Origin of the sequence: Sphingomonas sp. UV9 (genome assembly GCF_004101245.1) — a bacterium.
GTDB lineage: Bacteria > Pseudomonadota > Alphaproteobacteria > Sphingomonadales > Sphingomonadaceae > Sphingomonas.
In genome coordinates, this window is record NZ_SCIN01000002.1 from 201,166 (window position 1) to 223,670 (window position 22,505).

Sequence of the window (22,505 nt, forward strand, 5' to 3'; positions counted from 1 at the left end):
ATAAGGGGAACGCTGAAGAATTGCGGGTTGGGCTGGGTGGCTCGGGCGGAGAGAGGCCGGGACGGTCGGGGTGGGAGCCTCGGGTGTCGCCGGCCTTTTCGCGTTCTGGCGGGTCCTATTGCTGGGAGAGCGGGGATGGTGCGGTTGGTGGCGGCGGATAATCGGATCGTTCAGTGCGCCGCGGTGCGCAAGGATGGGTGGACCAAGGCGCGGCGCGAGGGGTTTTTCGCGATGCTGAGTGCGACGTGCAACGTGCGGGCTTCGGCGGCGGCGATGGGGATGACCGATTGCGGCGCCTATTATCTGCGGCGGCGCGATCCGGTGTTTGCAGGCCAGTGGGAGGAGGCGCTGGCGGAGGGCTATGGGCGGCTCGAACAGGCGCTGATGGCGCTCGCGCTGGAGGGGATCGACCCGGCGCCTGCGATCGAGGCGGGGATCGAGGAGGCGCGGGCGGCGACGTGCGGCGAGGCGAAGACCGAGGGCTTCGGGGCGGAGCGGCGGCGGGCGGAAGCGGCGGCTCGGGCGGCGGACGGGGCCGGGGACGCGGTGGTTCCCGGCGTGGCGCGCGATGCTGGTGGTGGCGCGGGGCGGGCGGGCGTTGGCGACGGCGTTGCCGTGGGGGCGCTGGGCGTTGCTCCGGGGATTACGCCGGCGATTACGCCGGCGATTACGTCGGCGATTACTGGCGTCGATCTGGCGCTGCGGTTGCTGGCGCGGAATGCGGACCGGGTGGCGGGGAAGGCTGGCGGCCGGGGGCGCAAGGCTCGGGCTTCGGCGGAGGAAACCGATGCGGCGCTGATCAAGCAGCTCGATGCGCTGGCGCGGCGGATCGCGGCGACAGAGGTCAAGCGGGTCGGGGGTAAGATCGTCGAGCATGGGGTCGTCGCGCAGGGGGCCGTCGCGCGGGGGGCCTTGGAGCAGGATGGGACCGGGCAGAATGTCGTGCCCGCAGTGCTTTGCGAATGAGCGGGGACGGGGCGGCGCCGGTGCGCGATCCGGTGGCGGAACTGGCGATGCTGCCGCGGACGCGGGCGGATTGGGTGCTGGGCATGCTGACCACGGCGCAGCGGCGCGAGCTGCATGATCGGTGGGCGGTGTGGGCGCATCCGGGGCAGCATCTCGGGACGGGTGCTGGCGCGGGTGCGGCGGCGGACGACTGGCGGATCTGGGTGATCCTGGCCGGACGCGGGTTCGGGAAGACGCGTGCCGGGGCGGAGTGGGTCAGCCAGGTGGCGCGGGATAATCCGGGGGCGCGGATCGCGCTGGTCGGGGCGACGATCGAGGACGTGCGGCGGGTCATGATCGAGGGGGAGAGCGGGTTGCTCGCCGTCGCGCGGGATGACGAGGATCCGGTCTGGCGGGCAGGCCTTGGCGAGCTGCGGTTTGCGAACGGGGCGTTGGCGTCGGCGTATTCGGCCGAGGCGCCGGAGGGGTTGCGCGGGCCCGAGCATCATGTGGCGTGGTGCGACGAGGTGGCGAAATGGCGCAACGGGGCTGCGACGTGGGATAACCTGATGATGGGGCTGCGGCTGGGGACGCTGCCGCGGATCGTGGTGACGACGACGCCGCGGCCGGTGGCGTTGCTGCGGCGGATCCTCGCGCTGCCGGGGGTGGTGCGGTCGCAGGGGCGGACGCGCGATAATGTGCATCTGCCGGCGAGCTTCGTCGAGGCGGTGACGGCGTCCTATGCGGGGACGCGGCTGGGGCGGCAGGAGCTGGACGGCGAGCTGATCGAGGATGTTGCGGGGGCTTTGTGGACGCGGGATCTGGTGGAGGCTCGGCGGGTGGCTTTCGCGCCGGCGGTGACGCGGGTGGTCGTCGGGGTGGATCCGCCGGCCGGCAGTGTTTCCGGGGGGCCGGGGGATGCCTGCGGGATCGTGGTGGTGGCGCTCGGGGTCGATGGGTTTGCGTATGTGCTGGAGGATGCGAGCGTGTCCGGCGCCAGTCCGGAAGGGTGGGCTCGGGCGGTGGCCGAGTGTGCCGAGCGGCACGGCGCGGACCGGGTGATCGCGGAGGCCAACCAGGGGGGGAAGATGGTGGGGAGCGTCCTTGCCGGGGCCGACCGCGCGATGCCGGTGAAGCTGGTGCATGCGTCGCTCGGGAAGGTGGCGCGGGCCGAGCCGGTGGCGGCTTTGTACGAGAGTGGCCGGGCCTGGCATGTGGGGGCGTTTCCGGACCTGGAGGACGAGCTTTGCGGGCTGATCGCGGGCGGCGGGTATGAGGGGCCGGGGCGGTCGCCGGATCGCGCGGATGCTCTCGTCTGGGCGATGACGGAGGTGATGCTGGGGCCGGTGCGGCGGGTTTCCGTGCGGGTTTTGTAGGGTTCCGTTCTCCTGCGTGCGCAGGAGAACGGGGACAACGGGAGATCATCATGAAATTGTTCGGGTGGAAATCCGGGCGCGAGGAATCGCGGCCGGTGTTGTCGCGTGCGCTCAGCGCGCCGATGTTTGGGGATGTGCCGCAGTCGTACGAGGCGCAGGTGCGCGATGGGTATCTGCGCAATCCGATCGTGCAGCGGGCGGTGAAGCTGGTGGTCGAGGGGGTGGGATCGGCGCCGTTGCTCGCGTCGGACCCTGCGTTGATCGCGCTGGTGACGGCGCGGTCCGGGGGGCAGTCGTTGATCGAGACGGTCGTCGCGCAGATGCTGTTGCACGGGAATGCGTATGTGCAGGTGCTGCGCGACGTCGATGGCGGCGCGGCGGAGTTGTTCGCGCTGCGGCCCGAGCGGGTCGCGGTCGAGGCGGATGCGAGCGGGTGGCCGGCGGCGTATCGGTACCGCGTCGGCGAGCGGGTGACGCGGCTGCATGCGGAGGCGGTGCGGCCCGAGGTGATCCACCTGAAGAGCTTCAATCCGGTCGATGACCATTACGGGTTGGGGTGTCTTGGCGCGGCGTCGGGAGCGGTGGCGATCCACAATGCGGCGGCGCGGTGGAACAAGGCTTTGCTCGACAATGCGGCGCGGCCGTCCGGGGCTCTGGTGTTCGATCCGGGTGACGGCTCGGCGTTGTCGGGGGAGCAGTTCGCGCGGTTGAAGGGGGAACTGGAGGAGTCGTTCTCGGGGGCGGGGAATGCCGGGCGGCCGATGCTGCTGGAGGGCGGCCTCAGGTGGCAGGCCTTGAGCCTGTCGCCGGCGGACATGGATTTCGTGGGGACCAAAGCGGCGGCGGCGCGGGAGATCGCGCTGGCGTTCGGGGTGCCGCCGATGCTGCTCGGGCTGCCGGGGGATAACAGCTACGCGAATTACCGGGAGGCGAACCGCGCGCTGTGGCGTCTGGGGGTGCTGCCGATCGCGTCCGCGGTGCTGACGGGGATCGCGCAGGGGTTGAGCGGGTGGTTCGCGGGGGCGGCGATTGCGGTCGATCTCGACCGGGTGCCGGCGCTGGTCGAGGATCGCGAACGGCTCTGGGGGATGGTGAGCGGGGCGGGCTTTCTCAGTGACGGCGAGAAGCGGGCGATGCTGGATATTGCGGAGGTGGCGTGATGGATGGGGCGGTGTTGGCGCAGCTGATGCGGCAGGGGGCGGAGCGGGGCGTCGATCTGGTGACGTTGCGCGCGATTGCGGAGGAGGCGGGGGAGTTGGGCGCGACGCGGGCGTTGGCGCGGGTGGCGCTCAGCGACGAGCGCGCGCGGGAGGACGTGGCGGAGCTGCGCGAGCTGTTGGCGGCGTGGCGCGATGCGAAGCGGTCGGCGTGGAAAGCGGTCGCGGGGTGGATCGCGCGGCTGGCGATGGCGCTGATGCTGGCGGGGCTGGCGGTGAAACTGGGGTTCGCCGCGTGGCTGAAGTGAGGCCCGGCGAGACGGTGGCCTTTGCCGGGTATGCGGCGGTGTTCGATGTGGTCGACCGCGCGGGGGATATAGTTCGGCGAGGAGCCTTTGCCGGGGCTCGCGTGGTGCCTTTGTTGTGGCAGCATCGGGGGGCGGCCGTGGGCTCGCTGTCCTTCGTCGGGGAGGATGCTCGCGGGTTGCGGGTGGAGGGGATGGTCGAGGATCGGGAGGTCGCTCGGCTGGTGCGGTCGGGGGCGATTGCGGGGTTGTCGGTGGGGTATCGCGCGACCTCCGTGCGGCAGGGAGTGCGGCGGGAATTGCTGGCAGTGGAGCTGGTCGAGGTGAGTCTGGTGGCGGTGCCGATGCAGGCTTTGGCGCGGGTCGAACTGGTCGACATCCTGGCGTGATCGTTTTCCTGCGGAGGCAGGAATCCAGGGTGGAGGGGTGAGACGCGTGTGATCCTGGGCTCCTGCGTTCGCAGGAGAACGGGGCGGTTCCGAGCCTCATGCCCCTCACCCTCCCACGCGCGAAGGGCGCGCGGGCCCCTCCCTCTCCCCTGGAGGGAGAGGGTTTTTAGGTTTCACGAGGCGTCCTGCGGGGCGCCTTTTTTCGTTCCATGCGAGGAGATGACTGATGGGTGTTGTTGACCGGCCGGTGTTGGAGGGGGCTTCCCCCTTGGCTCAGAATGCGGCGTTTGCGGGGTTCGTGCGGACCGGCGCTACGCTGGAGATGAAGGCGTTCACGGGGGTGACGGGGGACGCGGGCGGCTTTGCGGTGCCGCGCGAGATCGATGCGCAGATCGATACGCTGTTGAAGGGCATTTCGCCGATCCGGGGAATCGCCAATGTCGTGAAGGTGGGCTCGGCCGGGTATCGCAAGCTCGTTACCACGGGCGGTACGCCGTCCGGCTGGGCGGCGGAGAATGCGGCGCGGCCGGAGACGGCGACGCCGGTGTTCGTCGAGATCGCGCCGCCGGCGGGCGAGCTGTATGCCAATCCTTCGGCGAGCCAGGCGATGCTCGACGACGCGGCGTTCGATGTCGAGGAGTGGCTGGCGGGCGAGATCGCGATGGAGTTCGCCAAGGCCGAGGGGGCGGCGTTCGTGTCGGGGTCGGGTGTCAGCCGGCCGAAGGGGTTCCTGACGCAGCCGACCGCGGCGACGGCGGACGGCGTGCGGGCGTTCGGGACGGTGCAGTATCTCGCGAGCGGTACCGCGGGCGACTTTTCGGCCAGTCCGCAGGAGCGGCTGATCGATCTCGTCCAGTCGTTGCGCGGGCCGTATCGGCAGGGCGCGAGCTTTGTCATGAATGCGGCGACGCTGGCGCGGATCCGCAAGTTCAAGACGACCGATGGCGCGTTCGTGTGGGCGCCGTCGCTGGCGGCGGGGGTGCCGGCGACGCTGCTCGGCTATCCGGTGATCGAGGCGGAGGACATGCCCGATATCGCCGCCAACGCGCTGGCGATCGCGTTCGGCAACTTCAAGGCGGGGTACATCATCGCCGAGCGCACCGAGACGGGGATCCTGCGCGATCCGTATTCGAACAAGCCGTTCGTGAACTTCTACGCGACCAAGCGGGTCGGTGGGTGCGTGACGAACTCCGAGGCGATCAAGCTGATGAAGTTCTCGGTGGCTTGAGTGCTCGTCCCTCTCCCCGTCGGGGAGAGGGACTGAGGAGCCGTGGGGGCGGGAGGGTGAGGGCACGTGCTTTGGTGGGCGTGCCCTCACCCTCCCACGACTTCGTCGCGGGCCCCTCCCTCTCCCCGGAGGGAGAGGGGTTAAGTTTGGGAGATCTGGCATGGGTGGGTCGGCGATTTCTGCCGGGGTGATCGCTGAGGTGGTCGTCGCGGCACGGGCTTTGTTGCGCGTGGAGAGTGGCGAGGACGCGGTGCTCGCGCGGTTGGCGCAGACCGCGTTGCTGCTGGCGGAGGCGTATCTGGGGGCGGCGGTGATCGCGCGGCCGTTCGAGGATGTGGTGACCAGTGCGGCAGGGTGGCAGCGGCTGATGGTCGCGCCGGTTGCGGCGATTGCCGGGGTGACCGGGTTGCCGGCCGAGGGCGCGCCGTTCGTCTTGGGGGTCGGGGCGTATGCGGTCGATATCGATGCGGATGGCGTTGGGTGGGTGCGGGTGATCGCGGCGGGCTCTGCGGGGCGGGTGGCGGTCGCGTATTCGGCTGGGCTGGCGGTGACGTTCGAGGCGGTGCCGGCGCCGATCGCGCAAGGGGTGGCGATGCTGGTCGCGCATCTGTTCGATCACCGCGAGAGCGACGTCGCGCCGCCGGCGGCGGTGGCGGCGTTGTGGCGGCCGTATCGGCGGATGCGGCTTGGCTTGGCGTTGCACCCGAGAGCTTTGGCATGAGTGCGCGGGTGGTTTTGCAGGCGGCTCTGGTGGCGCGGTTGAACGCGGTGCTGGCGGTGAGCGTGTTCGATGCGCCGCCGGTGCGCGGGGGGCTGCCGTACGCGGTGGTCGACGAGCCGGTGCTGTCGGACTGGAGCACCAAGAGCTGGAGCGGGCGGGAGGGGCGCGTCGTGCTGACGCTGTTCGATGGCGGGGAGCGGCCGGTTCGGCTGCGCGCGCTGTTGGCGGCGGCGGAGGAGGGGCTCGACGCGCTCGATCCCGATCTGGGCGAGGGGTGGCGGGCGGTGCGTGTGGCGCTGGTGCGGTCTCGCGTGCTGCGGGTCGGCGATCGGTGGCGCGGGACGGCTGAGTTTCTGGTGCGGATGTACCGCGATATCTGAAGGGAGCTGACATGGCGGTGGAGAAGGGGAGTGCGTTCCTGCTGAAGGTGGGGAACGGGGCGGCGCCGGTCGTCTATGCGACGGTGGCGGGGCTGCGGACGACGCAGATGTCGGTGAATGGCGAGGCGATCGTCGTCACGACCAAGGATTCGGGCGGGTGGCGGCAGTTGCTGTCGGGGGCCGGGGTCCGGAGTGTTTCGGTGTCGGGGGCTGGCGTCTTTACCGGGTCGGTGGCGGAGTTGCGGGTGAAGGCCAGCGCGCTGTCGGGCGTGCTCGATGACTATCGGCTGGCGTTCGAGGGGGGCGATACGATGACGGGGAAGTTCCTCGTGTCGCGGCTGGACTATGCCGGGGATTTCAATGGGGAGCGGTCCTACACGCTGAGTTTGGAGAGTTCCGGGGCGGTTGTTGTGGGGTGATTTTCTCAACCCTCTCCCCTTGGGGGAGAGGGAAGGAGGAGCGGTAGCGACGGGAGGGTGAGGGCACGGTGTTTGGTGGGCGTGCCCTCACCCTCCCACGCTTCGCGCGGGCCCCTCCCTCTCCCCTGCAGGGAGAGGGTTTTTGGGAGATTTCTTATGACGGATCTGGCGAATGCGGTTCGGGGGGAGGCTTCTCTTCGGGTCGCGGGGGAGATGCTTGTTTTGCGACCCAGTTTTCAGGCGCTGGTCGCGGCTGAGAGCGAGCTGGGGCCTTTGTTCGCGCTCGTCGAGCGGGCCGCGGAAGGGAAGCTTGGGATCGGGGAGATGGTGGGGCTGTTCTGGCATTGTCTGCGCGAGTGTCCCGAAGGGGTTACTCGGGAGCGGCTTGGCGAGGCGGTGGTGGAGGCGGGGCTGGCGGCGATGACGCCGGTGCTGCGGGTGCTGTTGCGGCAGATCCTGGCGGGCAAGTGACGTTTTCCGAGAGCGCCGCGCGGCTTGCCGGGTTTGCGGGGGCGGTGTTGGGGTGGGCGCCGGAGGTGTTCTGGCGGGCGACGCCGGCGGAATTGGCGGGGGTCGTGGGGGCGCTGGTCGGCGAGGCGGAGACGCCGCCCGATGCGTCGACGATCGCGCGGTTGAGGGGGGCTTTTCCTGATGGATGATGATCTTGAACCGGCGCTGGTGAGCGTTCGGGTGGGTACGGCCGGGTTTGCGCGCGATGTCGCGTCGATGCGGGAGGAACTGGAAAGCGTGCTGGGGAGCGGGGCCGAGCGGGCTTCGCTGCGGGTCGAGGCGGGGCTGTTGCGCGCGGTTCGGTCGGGGAAGCTGGGGTTCGAGGAACTGAAGGGCGTCGCTCTGTCGGCGTTGGATGCGATCGCTTCGGCGGCGTTGAAGGCCGGGGTGCAGTCGGTGCTGGGCGGCGGCGGTTTGAGTGGCGCGCTGGCCGGGTTGGTCGGCGGGTTGCCGGGGCGGGCGACCGGCGGACCGGTGTCGCCGGGGCGGGCGTATGTTGTCGGGGAGCGGGGGGCGGAGGTGTTCGTGCCTACTTCCAGCGGGCAGGTCGTTGCGGCTGGCGGCGGGGTTCGGGAGGTTCGGGTCGCGATCACGGTGAACGCTGCTGCCGGGGGTGCGCCCGGGGTTTTGGCGCAGTCGAGCCGGCAAGTGGCGCGCGCGGTGAAGGCGGCGCTTGCGGTGGAGTGACGATGTTGGAGCAGGTGGCATTCGTCATGCCGGGCTTGTTCCGGCATCCACCGTTGCGCTTGGCCGTCGGCCGTTGATTCGCGGCACGGTGGACCCCGGAACAAGTCCGGGGTGAGGGGGCTTTGGGGTGGGCGTTCCTACCCTCACGCCCCTCACCCTCCTACGCGCAAAGGCCGCACGGGCCCCTGCCTCTCCCCGGAGGGGCGAGGGACACAAGAGGAGGACTTTATGGCGCAGTGGCTTTGCTCGGCTCGGACGGTGCAGGTCGAGGGGCTTGTGTCGCGGTTCGATCCTCGGTTTTGGACGGTGGATTTTCCTCGGCCGATGATGGCTTCGGTCGTCACCACGGGGCCGGATTCGCTGCGGGTGGATGCGGTGTTCTACAAGGCAGACGATCTGGCGGGGCTGATCTGGGAGGCCGAGGACCGGTTCGATCATCCGTTGCTGAAGTACGAGACGTCGCGGGATTTTCGGGATTGTCGGCTGAGCTTTCGGTGGCGTTCGAGCGGCGTGATGGCGCTGGATGCCATCAATGGCCCGACGTTGACGATCGAGGGGCGCGATGCCGCTGGCGTGGCGCGCGCGTGGTATGTGCGGTTGTGGAATTATGCGGTCGGGACGCCCGAGGATGCGCGCGTTTCGCTCGATTTTGCGGCGATTGTTGGCGGATTCGAACTGCCCGAGGACTCCGATCCCGTTTGGGTGGGGGATATCGACCGGATGTTCGTGTCGGTGGTGCCGCCGGAGTATTCGGGGGTGGATGTGGCCCTCGCCGCGGCGCGAGAGGGGTGGGTCGAGTGGACCGATCTGGTCTGTGAGGGGCCCGGGTCGGTGCTGGCGATCGGCGACGCGGTGGTGCCCGAGCACGAGGTGCGGATCGCGGGCGGGTATGACGACAGCTACAACCTGACGCCGGCGCGGTTGCTGCGCAATGCGCTGCACCTCGGCTACCGGGGGAGCATCACGCATTATGTGGGCATGAGCCATTATTTCCGGCTCGAGGGGGCTGGGGGCGGGTTTTACGTGTCGGCGGCCGGGGGCGTCTTGAACGCGGCGTGTGCGGCCTGGCATCGGGACTTTGCGGTGCGGGCCCAGGCGCTTGGGTTCGGTGTGATCTGGTCGCTGAGCTACGAGCTGTTCGACGCGCATTGCTGGAACGACTGGAAACAGCGCGCCGCGGACGGGTCGCCGGCGTTGACCGGGTGGGCGCCGCCGTCGACGTTGCTGTCGCCGGCGCATGGCGGGGCGATGGGGTATCTGCAGGCGGTGGCGCGGGCGTTCGTGGCGATCGCTGTCGGGGCCGGATTGGCGGCGAAGTTCCAGGTCGGCGAGCCGTGGTGGTGGATCATGCCCGACGGGCGACCCTGCATCTATGATGCAAGCGCGGTGGCGGCGTTCGCGCCGGTCGCGATCGGCAGTATCCTGGGCGCGAAGAACGCCGCGCGGATCGCTACGCTGGATGCGGCGGGGGTATGTCTGGCGGCGTCTACGGCGGCTCTGGTGGCGGCGGCGAAAGCCGAGGCGCATTCGCTCGGAGCGGGGGGATGCGTTTCGCACTTGCTGACGTATCTGCCGACCGTGCTGGATGCGGCGGCGCCCGAGGCGAAGCGGGCGAACATGCCGGTGGCGTGGGCGAGCCCGGCGTTCGATGTGTTGCAGCTCGAGGATTACGACTGGGTGACGGCGGGGGATAGCGCGTCGTCGGCGGAGGGCGTGGCGGTGGCGTTCGCGCGGCTGGGGTATCCGGTGGAGCGGCAACATTACCTGTCGGGGTTCGTGTTGCGGCCGGACCAGGCCGTGCAGTGGGGACTGATCGAGGCTGCTGCCGAGGTCGCGCGCGCGCGCGGGGTGGCGGAGACGTTCCTGTGGGCGCTGCCGCAGGTGATGCGCGACGGGTTCGTGCATTTCGATACTGCTGGGGAGGATGCCGTGGACGCGTTCGATGACGTGCTGTTTCCGTTGGAGCTGGGGCGCGAGGCCGAGGTGGCGCCCGGGTTCTCGACTGCGATCGTGACGAGTGCCGGGGGGCGGGAGGCGCGCAATGCGGCGTGGGCGGAGGCGCGGACATCGTATGATGTCGGGCCGGGGCTGCGGAGCGAGGCGGATATCGGCGTGCTGCTCGCGTTCTTTCGCGCGCGGATGGGGGCGGCGCGGGGGTTTCGGTTGCGCGATCCTTTCGATTTCGACGCGGCGGGCGAGGTCGTTGGGGTTGGGGACGGGGTGGCTCGGCGGTTTGCCCTGGTAAAGTCGTACGGGGCGGCGGAGCGGCGGATCACGCGGCCGGTGGCGGGGAGCGTTGCGGTGGCCGTGGAGGGCGTTGGGACTGCGGCGTTTTCCGTGGAGGCTGGGGGGTGGGTGGTGCTGGATCTGGCGCCTGCCCTCGGGGCTGTGGTGACGGCCGGGTTTGCCTTCGATGTGCCGGTTCGGTTTGCCGAGGATCGGTTGAGCGTGGCGCGGGCTACGTTTCTGGCGGGGGTGGCGGCGAATGTGCCGTTGGTTGAGATTCGGGAGGCTTGAGGCCCTCGTCCCGACGGGAGAGCTACGGTCGGTTGAGGGTTAGGTGGAATTTAGGTCCCGTGCCTCACGCCCCTCTCCCTCCCACGCGCAAGGGCGCGCGGGCCCCTCCCTCTCCCCGGAGGGGCGAGGGAATTGCTTTGGAAGGAGGCTGCCATGTTTCTGGATGCGGAGCTGGCGACGATCGCCTTGTGCTGGCGGATCGAGCGTCGGGATGGGGTGGCGGTGGGACTTACCGCGCATGACCGGGATATTGTGGTGGACGGGCTGGTGCACCGCGCTGCGCCTGGGATGACGCCATCGGCAATCCAGCGCGCCGATGGCCTGGAGGCGGATACGATGGATGTGGCGGGCGCCTTGACGAGCGCCGCTATCGGCGAGCGGGATTTGCTCAGTGGGCGCTGGGATGGGGCTCGGGTCGTGCTGTTTGCGGTGGATTGGACCGATCCAGCTTCTCGGGTCGCGCTGGGCGAGGGCGTGATCGGGGCGGTCGAGGTGGGAGATGATGGCTTTACCGCGGAGCTGCGCGGGGCGAGTGCGGCGCTGGATCGGCCGGTTGTCGAGGAGACGTCGCCCGAATGTCGCGCGGAACTGGGGGATCGACGGTGTCGGGTGGCGATGGCGGGGCGGCGGCGGTTTGCCCGGGTTGTTGCATGCGAGGGGGCGGTGGTGACGCTGGACTCGGGCGCGGAGGGGCTTGGAGGCGGGCTGCTGCGCTGGTTCGGGGGCGAAAATTGCGGGTTGGAGAGTGTTGTCGCGGGGGCGCTCGGGATGGTGGTCACGCTGCGGGCCATGCCGGCGTTCGTGGTCGAAGCGGGGGTGCTGGTCGAGGTGGTGGAGGGGTGTGACAAGAGTCTCGCCACCTGCGCGGGGCGGTTTGGCAACGCGGTGAACTTTCGTGGCGAGCCGTTTCTGCCGGGGATCGATTTGCTCACGCGGTATCCGGGGGCTTGAGCCGGATTGCAGACGCTGCCGTTGCGGCGGTGGGAACGCGGTTTCGGTTGCATGGGCGGGGGCTGGACGGGCTCGATTGCGTCGGGCTGGTCGCGTTGGCGTTGCGGGCTGACGGGTATGCCGGCGCGGTGCCGACCGGGTACTCCCTGCGAGGCGGCGATTGGGGTTTGCTCGATCGGGTGCTGGTGCGGGTTGCGACCGCGGAGCCGGGCGACGTGCTGCTGATGGCGGCGGGGCCGGGGCAGGTTCATCTGGGGATCAGGACGGCTGCAGGGTTCGTGCATGCGGATGCCGCCTTGCGGCGTGTGGTGGAGCGGCCGGGGATGCCGCCCTGGCCCTTGATCGGTGTTTGGCGGATGGGGGTGTAGCATGGCGACCTTGGTATTGACGGCCGTGGGCACCGCCGTGGGTGGGCCGATCGGGGGCGCGATCGGGGCTTTGATCGGGCAGTCCGTGGATCATGCGCTGTTCTCGCCGAAGCGACGCGAAGGGCCGCGGCTGGTCGAGCTGGCGGTGCAGACCTCGTCCTATGGCGCGCAGATCCCGAAGCTGTTCGGGACGATGCGGGTGGCGGGGACGGTGATCTGGGCGACCGACCTGATCGAGAGCCGCGCCTCGTCCCGATCGGGCAAGGGGCAGCCGAGCGTCTCGACCTATTCCTACGCGGCGTCGTTTGCGGTGCTGTTGTCGGCGCGGGCCGTGCTGGGCGTGGGGCGGATCTGGGCGGAGGGGAAGCTGCTGCGGGGGGCTGCAGGGGACTTCAAGACTGCGACCCGGTTCCGGCTGCATCTTGGCGGTGAGGACCAGGCGGTCGATCCGTTGATCGCGTCCGCTGAGGGGCCGTCGCCGGCGTATCGCGGGTGCGCTTACGCCGTGTTCGAGATGTTGGCGCTCGCGGATTTCGGGAATCGGATTCCTTCGCTGACGTTCGAGGTGATTGCCGACGAGGGGCCGGTGCTGGTGTCGACGATAGCAAAAGCGCTGGCGGGGGAGGTTTCGGGGACGGCGGCGCTGGCGGTGGGCGGATTTGCGGCGTCGGGCGGGAGCGTTCGGGCCGTGCTGGAGATGTTGGGGCGGGCCGGCGGGGCCTGGTTTGCGCCTGATGGGGCGACACTGGTGATGCGGGATGCGGCGGACGCTGTCGTTGCGGTGGCCGACGAGGGATTTGCGGTTTCGGGCAGGGGCGTGCGGCGGGCGCGGGCGGTGGCGGCGATCGAGACCGTGCCGCGGACGGTGACGGTCGGCTATTATGATGCGGCACGCGATTACCAGGCGGGCGTGCAGCGGGCGCGGCGGCCGGGCGCTGGCGTGCGCGACCTGTCGGTCGAGGTGCCGGCGGTGCTGGAGGCGGGCGCGGCGAAGACGGTGGCCGAGGCGATGCTGTCGCGGGCCGAGGCTGGGCGGGTTCGAAGGACCGTGGCAGCGGGGTTCGGCGCGCTGGCGATTGCGCCAGGCGCCTGCGTGACGATCGTCGACGAACGGGGCGCGGGCGAGGGTGGCGTCTGGCGGGTCGCCGATATGAGTATCGAGGGGATGGTGACGACGCTCGGGCTGGTGCCGTTCGTGGCGGCGTCGTTGCCCGCGACCGCGACGAGCGGGCGGGTGTCGGCGGCGGTCGATGCGGTCGTCGGGGCGACGATCCTGCGGGCTTTCGAGGTTCCCGGGCTGGAGGACGCGCCGTCGACCGCGCCGCGGATGACGGTGGTTGCGACCGGTACGGGCGCGGCGTGGCGGCAGGCGGCTTTGCTCTACAGCCTGGATGACGGGGCGAGTTGGGTTGCGGCCGGGGCGACGGCTGCGCCTGCGGTGGTAGGGACGATCGCGGTGGTGGCGCCGGGCGCGCCGGCGACGTTGGTCGATCGCCGAGGAGTGTTCGACGTCGTCCTTGCACATGCCGACATGGCGTTGGCGGATGCCGATGCGGCGGCGCTCGATCGGGGCGCGAACCTCGCGTTGCTGGGGGAGGAACTGGTCCAGTTCGCGCGGTCGGAACCCTTAGGTGGCGCGCGGTGGCGGTTGAGCGGGTTGCTGCGCGGGCGGCGGGGGAGCGAGGCGGCGGTTGGCGCGCAGGTGATCGGGGATCGGTTCGTGCTGATCGAGGCAGAGGCGGCGCGGGCGTTCGACCTGCCAGTGTCGGTGCTGGGGCGCGAGGTTCGCGTGATGGCTTCGGGCGTAGGCGACGCGACGCCGGTCGAGACCCGGTGCGTGATGCGCGGGGCATCCGTGGTGCCGCCGTCGCCGGTGCATCTTGGCTGGCGTGGCGAGGCGGATGGCAGCGCGACCGTGCGGTGGACGCGACGGAGCCGGGCGGGGTGGCGCTGGATCGACGGGGTAGACGCGCCGCTGGCCGAGGAAGGCGAGGCGTACCGGGTGACGCTGACGACGGGAACCAACGTCCGCGACGTCGATGTGGCGGTGCCGTCGATCGTTCTGAGCGCGGCGGAGCGGGCCGGGCCGGTCGGCGTCGCGGTGCGGCAGCGCGGCGTGTTCGGCGAATCGCTGGCGGCGGCGCTGATCGTACCGGCCTGATTATCGAACGGGGGAACGAATGATGAGCGACGACATCACACCGCGACTGGCATTGCCGTTGTTGCAGCCGGGACAGGCGCAGAAGGAAACGACGCATAACGAGGCGCTCGCGCTGCTCGACCTGGCGGTGCAGGCGAGCGTGCTGGCGATGGGAACCAACGTGCCGCCGGCGAGTCCGGTGGCGGGGAACGCCTGGATCGTCGGTGCCGCGCCGACCGGTGGCTGGGTCGGGCAGCCGCGCTCGATTGCAGGATGGACGAGCGGGGGCTGGCGATTCGTCGCCGCGCGCGACGGGATGGCGGTGTGGAGCGTGGCCGACGAGCAGGTCGCGCGGTTCGGTGGCGGGGCTTGGACGCTCGGGGTGCTGGCGGGATCGCGCGTGTCGATCGGCGGAATCGACGTCGTCGGCGCGCAGCGCGAGGCCATCGTCGAACCGTCGGGGGGAATCGTCGCCGACCTGGAAGCGAGGGCGGCGATCGGCGCCATATTGGGGGCGTTGCGGGGTCACGGATTGATTTCTGTCTGAAACCCCCAAAAACTGTGTCGTTCCAGCAACAGTATCAACTTTTGTTAGCTTGCGTGGAAACAAGCCCGAGGATAGGGAGTTTGCGATGTCCGTGTGACACTCATGAAAGGGGATTTAGTATGCGGAAGCTTGCCGTCGTTCTGGCACTCGCCTCCACCGCACTCGCCACTCCCGCCCTCGCCCGCGATAAGTCGTGGTACGTTGGCGTCGAAGGCGGTGCGATGATCGTTGAAGACATCGACTATGATATCGGCGCATTGAACAATGCCGGTTCGGTCGATCATGACTATGGTTACGATGTCGACGCCGTAATGGGCTACGACTTTGGCGGTTTCCGCCTCGAAACCGAAGTCGGCTACCGCAAGGCAACCGTGGACGGCTACTCGTCGACCACGACCACGCCAGTGTTCGGCCCGACCGGCGTACGCGGCAACGCGGCTGCTGGTAACTACGACTACGCCGGTGGCTCGTCGTCGGCTCTCAGCTTCATGCTGAACGGCCTTCTGGACTTCGGTCCGGACGATGGCATCCAGGGCTTTATCGGCGGTGGTGTTGGTGTTGCTCGCGTCAAGGCGCAGTACGCACTCAACAACAACGGCGACTTCCTGAACGACTCGGACACCGTGTTCGCGTATCAGGGCTTGGCCGGTATCCGCGCACCGCTGACCGACCACATCGACGCGACGCTGAAGTATCGTTTCTTCAACGCCGAGAACGTCAAGCTGGTCGACAACTCGAACCGCGTGTTCGACGGTCGCTATCGTTCGCACAGCATCCTTGGTGGTGTGACGTACAACTTCGGCGAGCCTGCTGCTCCGCCGCCGCCGCCGCCGCCGCCGCCGCCGCCTCCCCCGCCTCCTCCGCCGCCGCCGGCGCCGGTCGAAGTGGTCTGCTCGCCTGGTCCGTTCATCGTGTTCTTCGAATGGGACAAGTCGGACATCACGCCAGAGGCAGCGTCGATCCTCGACAACGCGATCACGCAGTACCAGTCGTGCGGCAACGCACAGGTCATGCTCGCAGGTCACGCGGACAAGTCGGGTTCGGCTTCGTACAACGTCGGTCTGTCGCAGCGCCGCGCAGATGGCGTGAAGGCATATCTGTCTTCGCATGCCATCCCGGACAGCGTCATCTCGACGGAAGCATTCGGCGAGAGCCGTCCGCGCGTCGAGACCGCCGATGGCGTTCGCGAAGTGCAGAACCGTCGCGTGGAAGTCACCTACGGTCCGGGTTCGGGCCAGTAAGACTTTCGCCAACCGGCTCTCGGGTCGGTTACGGAATGAAGATCGGGGAGGTCGGCGCAAGCCGGCCTCCCTTTTCTTTTGTGGTTTGCGTTTGGGGCGTGGACCGGTCGCGGAGACGGCGGCTTGGGCTGGCGTAGATTGTGTTCACGCGGAGACGCGGAGACGCGGAGAGTAAGAGTGGAGATGGCTCGTTCCGGGTAAGCGCCCGCGAATGCGGCTTTCGATGATTGGCTTCGCCAAAGCGGGGCCATGGCGGGAAGCGCTGTCCAAAGCTTCTTCTCACTCTCCGCGGCTCAGCGTCTCTGCGCGAACAAAATCAACGTTTGGACCTTTCGCGACGGCGGCGTTTGGTGGAACGCCGATGTGTTCACGCGAAGGCGCAAAGGCGCGAAGAGGGTTCGCGTGGGGCGGCGTCGATCGCCTTCTCATGGAATTTTGGGCTGCCGCACGAGTGCGAGGCGGAGCGCGCGGCCGGGGACGACACCTTTGCGCCTTCGCGCCTTCGCGTGAACACATCTATCTACCCTTCACCGTAGCGGCTCGTGGCTATATTGGGGCGGCCCTAGCGAGGAGATGCAGATGAAACCGCTGATTGGCCGGGATACGCAACTGTGCATGTCGCTGTCGGCGCGGCCGGGAAATTTCGGGACGCGGTTCCATAACCGGCTGTACGAACTGACCGGACTGGATTTCGTCTACAAGTCGTTCTCGACCACCGACCTGGACGCGGCGATCGGCGGGATACGGGCGCTGGGGATTCGCGGATGTGCGATCTCGATGCCGTTCAAGGAGGCGGTGATTCCGTTGCTCGACGGGCTGGCGCCGACCGCGGGCGCGATCGACAGCGTCAACACGATCGTCAACGACGATGGCGTGCTGACCGGGCACAACACGGATTACGGCGCGGTGGTCGATCTGGTCGCCGACCTCGATCGGGCGATGCCGTTCGTGGTCCAGGGCTCGGGCGGGATGGCGAAGGCGGTCGCGGCGGCACTGAGCGACAGCGGGTTTCGCAACGGGACGATTGTCGCGCGGAACGAGCGCGCTGGGCGGGCGCTGGCCGATCTCCATGGGTATCGCTGGGCTTCGGTGGCCGATGGGGCGGTGGCGTTGCTCGTGAACGTCACCCCGCTGGGGATGACCGGGGCGGATGCCGAGGCGCTGGCGTTTCCGGCGGCGATGATCGCGGCATGCGAGGTGGCGTTCGACGTGGTGCAGTACCCGATCGAGACGCCGTTCCTGCGCGCGGCCGCGGCGGCGGGGAAGCGGTGCATCACAGGAGCGGATGTCGCGACATTGCAGGCGGTGCAGCAGTTCATGCTGTATACCGGGGTGCAGCCGGATGCGGCGCAGGTCGCGGATGCGGCAGCCTGGGCGCGCGCCAATTCTTGAGTTTTGGGCCGTTCGATCCTTCCTCTGGCGGGGGGAGGATCGTGGGGGCGGCGCTAGAGCGTTTCCGTTAGCGCTGCGGCCAGCCAGGGTGGCGTCAGCGCATCGCCGAGCGCGTCGACGCGGCGGTGTTCGACCATCAGGTTCAACTCGGGGTAGGTGACGCGCGTTCGGCTGCTCGGTTCGGTGAACGGGGCGACGACGAGACGACGGTTGACCTTCGATCGGTGGTGCATCCGCGCGGTGTTCTCCTGGCCGACGTAACAGCCCTTCGTGAAGCTGACGCCGTTGAGTTCGCGGGCGTTGCATTCGAGCCAGAGCGTTTCGCCACTGCCGAGCTCGGCAACGCCCTCGGTGACGCCAAGCGACAGGCGGTGGGCGTGCCAGCCGGTTGCGGGGTCGCCCGCGGGGGCGAGCCAGCGGTGGCCGAGCGCCGCCAGCCGCGGGTCGGGGACGCCCAAGGAGCCGTTCGGGGACCAATGGACTTTGGTATCGTCGGGCTGGAGCGTGATCGCGCGGCGAAGGCGATAGAGCGACAGGCGTTTCATCAGCGCCTCGGCCTGTGCCGCCTCGACGTCGATCAGCACGTCGTCGCCCTCGGCCCAGAGGATGAAGTCGAACAGCACCTTGCCTTGCGGGGACAGGAGCGCGGCCCAGGCGGGGGCGTCTGGCGTGAGCAGGGTGGTGTCGGCGGTGACGAGGCCTTGCAGGAAGCCGCGCACGTCCTCGCCTGCGATACGGATCACGCTGCGGTCGATGAGCATCGTTGCGGGGGCGGGCTGGTCCATACCTACCACCTAGTGCGTGCGGGTCGATTTCCAAGCGCGGTTCAATTCCAAGCAGGGCTGAATTCCAAGCGAGGGGCGGCTGGCATCTCGGCCCATGCGCCGATAGGAAGGCGCCATGACCGAGCGCCTCACGATCCGCCGCCCCGATGACTGGCATGTCCACCTGCGCGACGGCGCGATGCTGGAGGCGGTGGCGGGGTATACCGCGCGGCAGTTCGCGCGCGCGATCATCATGCCGAACCTGACCCCGCCCGTGACCTCGATCGAGGCCGCCACGGCGTATCGGACGCGGATCATGGCGGCGTTGGGAGCGGGGGCGACTTTTACGCCGTTGATGACGTGCTACCTCACCGACGGCACCGATCCCGCCGAACTCGAACGCGGCCATGCCGAGGGCGTGTTTACCGCGTGCAAGCTGTATCCTGCGCATGCGACGACCAATTCGGCGCACGGCGTCACCGATATCCGCGCGCTGACCGGCGTGCTGGAAACGCTGCAACGGATCGGCATGCCGCTGTTGATCCACGGCGAGGTGACCGACAAGTCGATCGACATCTTCGATCGAGAGGCGGTGTTCGTCGAGCGCATACTGACCCCGCTGGTGCGTGATTACCCGGGCCTTAAGATCGTGCTGGAGCATATCACGACCGCGGAGGCCGCTGCATTCGTGACCGAGGCGGATCATCCGATCGCCGCGACCATCACGCCGCAGCATCTGCTGATCAACCGCAACGCGCTGTTCGACGGCGGGCTCCGGCCGCACGCATACTGCCTGCCGGTCTTGAAGCGCGAGACGCACCGGATCGCGGTGCGCCGCGCCGCGGTGTCCGGATCGCCGCGATTCTTCCTCGGAACGGACAGCGCGCCGCATGTCGTGGGGGCGAAGGAATCCGGTTGCGGCTGCGCGGGAATCTTCAACGCGCCGTTCGCGCTGGAGGCCTATCTGCGCGTGTTCGACGAGGAGGGCGCGCTCGACAAGTTCGAGGGGTTCGCCTCCGAGCATGGCGCGCGCTTCTATGGACTGCCGCTCAACGAGGGCACGGTGACGCTGGTGCGCGACGATGTCGAGGTGCCTGCGTCGATCGGCGCGGGCGAGACGGCGGTGGTGCCGTTCCTGGCCGGGACCAATGTAGGGTGGCGGTTCGAGGGGTAATGTCGCCTCTCCCGCACTCTTCCGAAAACGACGGGTGAGGGCAGGGGCAGAACGCTTTTAAGTTGCGGGATCCTGCGCGTTCAGCCGGTCCAGCCACAGGCGCGCTTCCTTCTGTTCGCCGACCGCGCTGGCCTTGACCGGGCCACGGGCGGCGAAGAACTCGCGGTGGAGCGCGAACGGGTCCATCATCAGGCGGTTGCGCATTGCGTCGATGTCGGTGCCCATCTCGGTGAGGACGTCGATCGTCGGGGCAGTCGCGGCGCGGACGCGGCGGTCCGGGGTGCGGTCGAACAGGCCGAGCGATCCTGACGCGGTCTTTTCCAGCGCTGCGATCAGTGTGTCGCGATATTCGGTTTCGAGGTCTTCGCGCTGGGCGTCTAGACGGGCGAGGCGGTCGGGTTTTGCCATTTTCCGGGCGTAGCGCTTGGGGTGGGGGCGTCAACTCGTGTGGCGGGCGAGCCGATCGGCGACGTTGCGGTTTGGGCGCGCGCCGTGGGCTAAGCCCACGGCGTCGGTCGGGGCTTTGCCCCGCCGGCCGGGCTTGCGCGAGTCAGGCGGGCGTGACCGCCTGTCGCGCTGCGCCTAGAACGGCAGCCACCTGCTCTTATGCGTGATGTTCATGTAGCCGACGTTGACGCCCGCGCGCCAGCCGACGCCCAGGCGGATCGGGATCAGGACCACGTTGCCGCGCCGCAGATAGGTCGCGGCGAAACCGCCGACCAGGTACAGACGGCCTTCGACGGCGGGGAAGCGCTTGTAGAGTTCCTCGGTGTCGTAGAGGTTGTAGACCAGCACGAAGACCTTGTTCGCGTCGCCGCCGATGTCGAAGCCGACCGAGGGCCCGGTCCAATAGACGGGCTGCTGACCCTCCACCTTGTGGCTCATGATGCCGGAGCCGTAGCGCACGCCGAGGATGAACGCGCCCGAGGCCTCGCGCCCTGCGATGTACGCATTGGGTTGGCCTTGGTCCTTGAGGATGTTCTCGAGGATGTTGCCCAGACCTGCCGCCCCCTTGCCGAATACCCCTTCGCCGGCGGCGAGCAGGTCGTCGCGCTGATAGGTGTCGGCGGCCTGCATGGTGGCCTCGGCGCGTGTTTCAGGGGCGGGTGTGTTGGTGGTCGCGACGGGCGGTGGCGGTGTGTCCTGCGCCGGCGTCTCCGGATAGGCGGGTTCCGGATCGGCGGGACGCGAAGGCTGCGTGGTTGCCTGGGCGCGCGACGGCGCCTGATAGGCCTTGGCGGAAAGATCGCCGTCGATCGCCTGGTTGGGATCGATCGTGCGGACCTGCGCGGATGCGGTGCCTCCGCAAACGGCTGCCGCTAGGGCACCAAGGCCAAGCCAGACGCTACGCATGTCGATCGATCCCCAAAATACCAAGGCATCCGAGATGGTAGATTGACCACCGGGATGCCCGCCGCTGCCTCAGTTAACCAACGTCGGCCTTGCCGCGCAATGAACGAACCGGGCGCCCGTGTCGAATTTGGGCGAAATCGGGGTGAACGGCTGAAATGCAGGCGTCGGGCTGGTGAGGTGTTCGGTTACCAAGGCGTGGCAGGCATGTCCGGTTTGGCGCGAGCGTGGGCGCGGCGATGGGGCCGAGATTGAGGCCGATCCGGGGAATGCCGGAATTCGCGAACCGGACCATTACAGGCGTTGCCCCCTGGACCGACCCTCGTTATAGCCCCGCATCTGCTGCAGCCGGAGACGTGGGTGAGTGGCTGAAACCAGCGGTTTGCTAAACCGCCGTACCGGGTTTACTGGTACCGAGGGTTCGAATCCCTCCGTCTCCGCCAACAGCTCACATCTTGTCCTGTAGATTCAGCGACCTACGCTCCATCGTGGTCAGCTGCCCCACGCATAGCCCCACCAGATGGATTTGCCGCTAATTGCGTAATGCAGTCAGTACGCTCTCTTAAGCGAGTGTTTGATTACAGATCGAGGTGACTGGCGGGCCTGTTCGCGCACTGCGTTTATCGTTGATCGGGAAGAGAACATCATTCTTTTGTCTGCAGCTCCCAGGCACTTGGAGCATTTTTCCGTCTTACATTTGGGAAGGTGTGGCAAAGGTGAGAAAACTCCCTTTTGCAGGAGGGGCCACAGTCAAGCATGGATGCTCATGACCGAGCCGCCAAAGTTCACAGTTGGCCTTATCAACTAGAGCGGCGACTGGGATGAGCGGCTCAGTACCGATGGAGCAACATGCCGTCGTCGGGATCGCCCGCACTTGCTCGTCCTCGAATGATTAGAAATATGCGAGCGGACGCAAGTAAATCACGCCCTTCTCAATCAGAGCACGCGCACAGGATTCTTCCCGATAATATCTGAAAAGCGGAGCCCACATCTCGCCTTAGCCGGATAGCTTGACGAAGCGCGGCGCTAGGCTCGCGACCAGTTGCTCGCCACAGCCGTTGAAGTTGAACAGGCGGAGGATCGGGCAGGCAAGGCTGGCTGACGTGACCCCCGTTTTTTCCTCCAGTTGGAGCTAGAGTCCGACCCCGGAAGAAGGACGGACAGATGAAGCGGAAGCAGTTTTCGGAAGAGCAGATCGTCGGCATCCTGAAAGAGGCCGAGGCTGGCGCGGTGGTGACGGATCTGTGCCGACGGCACGGGATGTCGAGCGCGACCTACGACGCCTGGAAGGCTAAGTTTGCCGGCCTGGAGGTGTCCGATGCGAAGCGGCTCCGGGCGTTTGAGGAGGAGAACGGCCGACTCAAGCGGCTGTTGGCGGACACGATGCTCGACAATCCTGTCCTGAGCCTGTCGAAGGGGCAGGTCTGAAGGACCTGCTGTCAAAAAAATGGTGACGCTGGCCGCGAAGCGCGAAGCGGTCGCGCATCTCCAGACGGCGCTGGGGATGAGCGAGCGGCGGGCGTGTGCTGTCGTCGGGGCGGATCGCAAAAGCATGCGGTATCGCTCGTGTCGGGGAGATGATGGCGACCTGCGGTCGCGTCTGCGGGAGCTGGCGCAGCAGCGCCGGCGGTTTGGGTAGAAAACCGGCCCGTCGATCCCACGGCAGGTTAATAATCTGAGGAGGGCGCGTTCGACCCTAGGCGTTCGATCCTACGGTTTGATGGTGCGATCCTTCCGTTGGAATGGAAGGAAGCCGCACGGGACAGGTACCCCACGGGGCCGCCACGACCACGCACGCTGTCCGAGCAGCAATACCGCAATCGCGAGCTTCGCTCTCCACGCTGAGCCAGTAGCTCTGGATCAATCCGACGACAGTGGCGAAGTGGCCGAAGCGGGCAATGGTCGAGGATCTGAAGATTGTGCCGAAGGCCCCACCGCCCAACT

At 68.2% G+C, this 22,505-nt stretch carries 23 protein-coding genes, 1 tRNA gene and 1 pseudogene; 22 read left to right on the top strand and 3 right to left on the bottom strand.

The features are described from left to right. Window positions 1-135: 135 nt before the first annotated feature. The 19 genes from EQZ23_RS07270 (at window position 136) to EQZ23_RS07360 (ending at window position 17,273) form a co-directional block, all read left to right on the top strand. Window positions 136-966 (top strand): hypothetical protein, encoded by an 831-nt coding sequence (locus EQZ23_RS07270; RefSeq protein ID WP_128453812.1) that lies wholly within the window; start codon window positions 136-138, stop codon window positions 964-966. Continuing rightward, window positions 963-2,321 carry a terminase family protein gene (locus tag EQZ23_RS07275; protein ID WP_128453813.1) on the top strand — a complete coding sequence of 453 codons (1,359 nt, stop codon included), beginning with the start codon at window positions 963-965 and terminating at the stop codon, window positions 2,319-2,321. The genes EQZ23_RS07270 and EQZ23_RS07275 overlap by 4 nt, the downstream gene beginning before the upstream one ends. A gap of 50 nt (window positions 2,322-2,371) precedes the next feature. Continuing rightward, the gene (locus tag EQZ23_RS07280) at window positions 2,372-3,481 is read left to right on the top strand and encodes a phage portal protein (protein ID WP_128453814.1); all 1,110 of its coding nucleotides are present in this window, start codon (window positions 2,372-2,374) and stop codon (window positions 3,479-3,481) included. Next, entirely contained in the window at window positions 3,481-3,786 is a 306-nt protein-coding gene (locus tag EQZ23_RS07285) for a DUF6127 family protein (protein WP_206364233.1), read from the top strand. The genes EQZ23_RS07280 and EQZ23_RS07285 overlap by 1 nt, the downstream gene beginning before the upstream one ends. Next, complete coding sequence (locus EQZ23_RS07290; RefSeq protein WP_240663401.1) at window positions 3,774-4,172, top strand: HK97 family phage prohead protease; 399 nt, start codon at window positions 3,774-3,776, stop codon at window positions 4,170-4,172. Before EQZ23_RS07285 ends, EQZ23_RS07290 begins: the two co-directional genes overlap by 13 nt. Window positions 4,173-4,398: 226 nt before the next feature. Beyond that, window positions 4,399-5,400: a phage major capsid protein gene (locus EQZ23_RS07295; protein ID WP_128453816.1), complete on the top strand. Its 1,002-nt coding sequence runs from the start codon at window positions 4,399-4,401 to the stop codon at window positions 5,398-5,400. 160 nt (window positions 5,401-5,560) lie between these two features. Next, window positions 5,561-6,121, top strand: coding sequence for a hypothetical protein (locus EQZ23_RS07300; RefSeq protein ID WP_128453817.1), 561 nt, complete (start codon window positions 5,561-5,563; stop codon window positions 6,119-6,121). Further along, window positions 6,118-6,501, top strand: a complete 384-nt coding sequence (locus tag EQZ23_RS07305; protein WP_128453818.1) for a DUF3168 domain-containing protein — start codon at window positions 6,118-6,120, stop codon at window positions 6,499-6,501. Before EQZ23_RS07300 ends, EQZ23_RS07305 begins: the two co-directional genes overlap by 4 nt. Window positions 6,502-6,512: 11 nt before the next feature. Beyond that, window positions 6,513-6,920 carry a phage major tail protein, TP901-1 family gene (locus EQZ23_RS07310; RefSeq protein ID WP_128453819.1) on the top strand — a complete coding sequence of 136 codons (408 nt, stop codon included), beginning with the start codon at window positions 6,513-6,515 and terminating at the stop codon, window positions 6,918-6,920. A gap of 156 nt (window positions 6,921-7,076) precedes the next feature. Beyond that, window positions 7,077-7,391, top strand: a complete 315-nt coding sequence (locus tag EQZ23_RS07315; protein WP_128453820.1) for a gene transfer agent family protein — start codon at window positions 7,077-7,079, stop codon at window positions 7,389-7,391. Next, window positions 7,388-7,579, top strand: a complete 192-nt coding sequence (locus EQZ23_RS07320; RefSeq protein ID WP_128453821.1) for a phage tail assembly chaperone — start codon at window positions 7,388-7,390, stop codon at window positions 7,577-7,579. The genes EQZ23_RS07315 and EQZ23_RS07320 overlap by 4 nt, the downstream gene beginning before the upstream one ends. Then, entirely contained in the window at window positions 7,572-8,117 is a 546-nt protein-coding gene (locus tag EQZ23_RS07325) for a tail tape measure protein (protein WP_128453822.1), read from the top strand. Before EQZ23_RS07320 ends, EQZ23_RS07325 begins: the two co-directional genes overlap by 8 nt. A gap of 228 nt (window positions 8,118-8,345) precedes the next feature. After that, the gene (locus EQZ23_RS07330) at window positions 8,346-10,634 is read left to right on the top strand and encodes a DUF2460 domain-containing protein (protein ID WP_128453823.1); all 2,289 of its coding nucleotides are present in this window, start codon (window positions 8,346-8,348) and stop codon (window positions 10,632-10,634) included. Between the two features lie 153 nt (window positions 10,635-10,787). Further along, on the top strand, window positions 10,788-11,585 hold the full coding sequence (locus EQZ23_RS07335; RefSeq protein ID WP_128453824.1) for a DUF2163 domain-containing protein: 798 nt from the start codon (window positions 10,788-10,790) through the stop codon (window positions 11,583-11,585). Further along, complete coding sequence (locus EQZ23_RS07340) at window positions 11,582-11,953, top strand: peptidoglycan endopeptidase (protein WP_128453825.1); 372 nt, start codon at window positions 11,582-11,584, stop codon at window positions 11,951-11,953. The genes EQZ23_RS07335 and EQZ23_RS07340 overlap by 4 nt, the downstream gene beginning before the upstream one ends. Window position 11,954: 1 nt before the next feature. Next, the gene (locus EQZ23_RS07345; protein ID WP_128453826.1) at window positions 11,955-14,114 is read left to right on the top strand and encodes a phage tail protein; all 2,160 of its coding nucleotides are present in this window, start codon (window positions 11,955-11,957) and stop codon (window positions 14,112-14,114) included. Window positions 14,115-14,136: 22 nt separating this feature from the next. Then, a complete protein-coding gene (locus EQZ23_RS07350) occupies window positions 14,137-14,640 on the top strand; it encodes a DUF2793 domain-containing protein (RefSeq protein WP_128453827.1) in 504 nt (167 codons plus the stop codon). A gap of 119 nt (window positions 14,641-14,759) precedes the next feature. Beyond that, window positions 14,760-15,881, top strand: coding sequence for an OmpA family protein (locus EQZ23_RS07355; protein WP_128453828.1), 1,122 nt, complete (start codon window positions 14,760-14,762; stop codon window positions 15,879-15,881). A 573-nt stretch (window positions 15,882-16,454) separates the two neighbouring features. After that, window positions 16,455-17,273, top strand: a complete 819-nt coding sequence (locus EQZ23_RS07360) for a shikimate 5-dehydrogenase (protein ID WP_128453829.1) — start codon at window positions 16,455-16,457, stop codon at window positions 17,271-17,273. Between the two features lie 53 nt (window positions 17,274-17,326). Here the strand turns inward: EQZ23_RS07360 and EQZ23_RS07365 are convergent, their stop codons facing one another. After that, window positions 17,327-18,058, bottom strand: a complete 732-nt coding sequence (locus EQZ23_RS07365; protein ID WP_240663403.1) for a folate-binding protein — start codon at window positions 18,056-18,058, stop codon at window positions 17,327-17,329. Window positions 18,059-18,173: 115 nt separating this feature from the next. Between EQZ23_RS07365 and pyrC the strand changes: the two genes are divergently transcribed. Continuing rightward, window positions 18,174-19,211 (top strand): dihydroorotase, encoded by a 1,038-nt coding sequence (pyrC, locus tag EQZ23_RS07370; RefSeq protein ID WP_128453830.1) that lies wholly within the window; start codon window positions 18,174-18,176, stop codon window positions 19,209-19,211. A gap of 57 nt (window positions 19,212-19,268) precedes the next feature. Here the strand turns inward: pyrC and EQZ23_RS07375 are convergent, their stop codons facing one another. Further along, complete coding sequence (locus EQZ23_RS07375; RefSeq protein WP_128453831.1) at window positions 19,269-19,619, bottom strand: hypothetical protein; 351 nt, start codon at window positions 19,617-19,619, stop codon at window positions 19,269-19,271. 174 nt (window positions 19,620-19,793) lie between these two features. Then, a complete protein-coding gene (locus EQZ23_RS07380; RefSeq protein WP_128453832.1) occupies window positions 19,794-20,564 on the bottom strand; it encodes a DUF1134 domain-containing protein in 771 nt (256 codons plus the stop codon). A gap of 347 nt (window positions 20,565-20,911) precedes the next feature. Between EQZ23_RS07380 and EQZ23_RS07385 the strand changes: the two genes are divergently transcribed. Both EQZ23_RS07385 and EQZ23_RS07390 read left to right on the top strand, forming a co-directional pair. Then, window positions 20,912-21,004, top strand: a tRNA-Ser gene (locus tag EQZ23_RS07385). 721 nt (window positions 21,005-21,725) lie between these two features. Further along, window positions 21,726-22,197 (top strand): annotated as a pseudogene (locus tag EQZ23_RS07390) (transposase); the annotation flags it as partial. Between the last annotated feature and the right edge of the window lie 308 nt (window positions 22,198-22,505).

Coding starts and splice junctions, on each gene's coding strand:
- pyrC (WP_128453830.1), top strand. CDS start 18,174: ATGACCGAGCGCCTCACGATCCGCCGCCCCGATGACTGGCATGTCCAC.
- EQZ23_RS07275 (WP_128453813.1), top strand. CDS start 963: ATGAGCGGGGACGGGGCGGCGCCGGTGCGCGATCCGGTGGCGGAACTG.
- EQZ23_RS07375 (WP_128453831.1), bottom strand. CDS start 19,619: ATGGCAAAACCCGACCGCCTCGCCCGTCTAGACGCCCAGCGCGAAGAC.
- EQZ23_RS07380 (WP_128453832.1), bottom strand. CDS start 20,564: ATGCGTAGCGTCTGGCTTGGCCTTGGTGCCCTAGCGGCAGCCGTTTGC.
- EQZ23_RS07335 (WP_128453824.1), top strand. CDS start 10,788: ATGTTTCTGGATGCGGAGCTGGCGACGATCGCCTTGTGCTGGCGGATC.
- EQZ23_RS07300 (WP_128453817.1), top strand. CDS start 5,561: ATGGGTGGGTCGGCGATTTCTGCCGGGGTGATCGCTGAGGTGGTCGTC.
- EQZ23_RS07365 (WP_240663403.1), bottom strand. CDS start 18,058: ATGGACCAGCCCGCCCCCGCAACGATGCTCATCGACCGCAGCGTGATC.
- EQZ23_RS07360 (WP_128453829.1), top strand. CDS start 16,455: ATGCAGATGAAACCGCTGATTGGCCGGGATACGCAACTGTGCATGTCG.
- EQZ23_RS07350 (WP_128453827.1), top strand. CDS start 14,137: ATGAGCGACGACATCACACCGCGACTGGCATTGCCGTTGTTGCAGCCG.
- EQZ23_RS07295 (WP_128453816.1), top strand. CDS start 4,399: ATGGGTGTTGTTGACCGGCCGGTGTTGGAGGGGGCTTCCCCCTTGGCT.
- EQZ23_RS07355 (WP_128453828.1), top strand. CDS start 14,760: ATGCGGAAGCTTGCCGTCGTTCTGGCACTCGCCTCCACCGCACTCGCC.
- EQZ23_RS07270 (WP_128453812.1), top strand. CDS start 136: ATGGTGCGGTTGGTGGCGGCGGATAATCGGATCGTTCAGTGCGCCGCG.
- EQZ23_RS07325 (WP_128453822.1), top strand. CDS start 7,572: ATGGATGATGATCTTGAACCGGCGCTGGTGAGCGTTCGGGTGGGTACG.
- EQZ23_RS07280 (WP_128453814.1), top strand. CDS start 2,372: ATGAAATTGTTCGGGTGGAAATCCGGGCGCGAGGAATCGCGGCCGGTG.
- EQZ23_RS07330 (WP_128453823.1), top strand. CDS start 8,346: ATGGCGCAGTGGCTTTGCTCGGCTCGGACGGTGCAGGTCGAGGGGCTT.
- EQZ23_RS07345 (WP_128453826.1), top strand. CDS start 11,955: ATGGCGACCTTGGTATTGACGGCCGTGGGCACCGCCGTGGGTGGGCCG.
- EQZ23_RS07310 (WP_128453819.1), top strand. CDS start 6,513: ATGGCGGTGGAGAAGGGGAGTGCGTTCCTGCTGAAGGTGGGGAACGGG.
- EQZ23_RS07285 (WP_206364233.1), top strand. CDS start 3,481: ATGGATGGGGCGGTGTTGGCGCAGCTGATGCGGCAGGGGGCGGAGCGG.
- EQZ23_RS07315 (WP_128453820.1), top strand. CDS start 7,077: ATGACGGATCTGGCGAATGCGGTTCGGGGGGAGGCTTCTCTTCGGGTC.
- EQZ23_RS07305 (WP_128453818.1), top strand. CDS start 6,118: ATGAGTGCGCGGGTGGTTTTGCAGGCGGCTCTGGTGGCGCGGTTGAAC.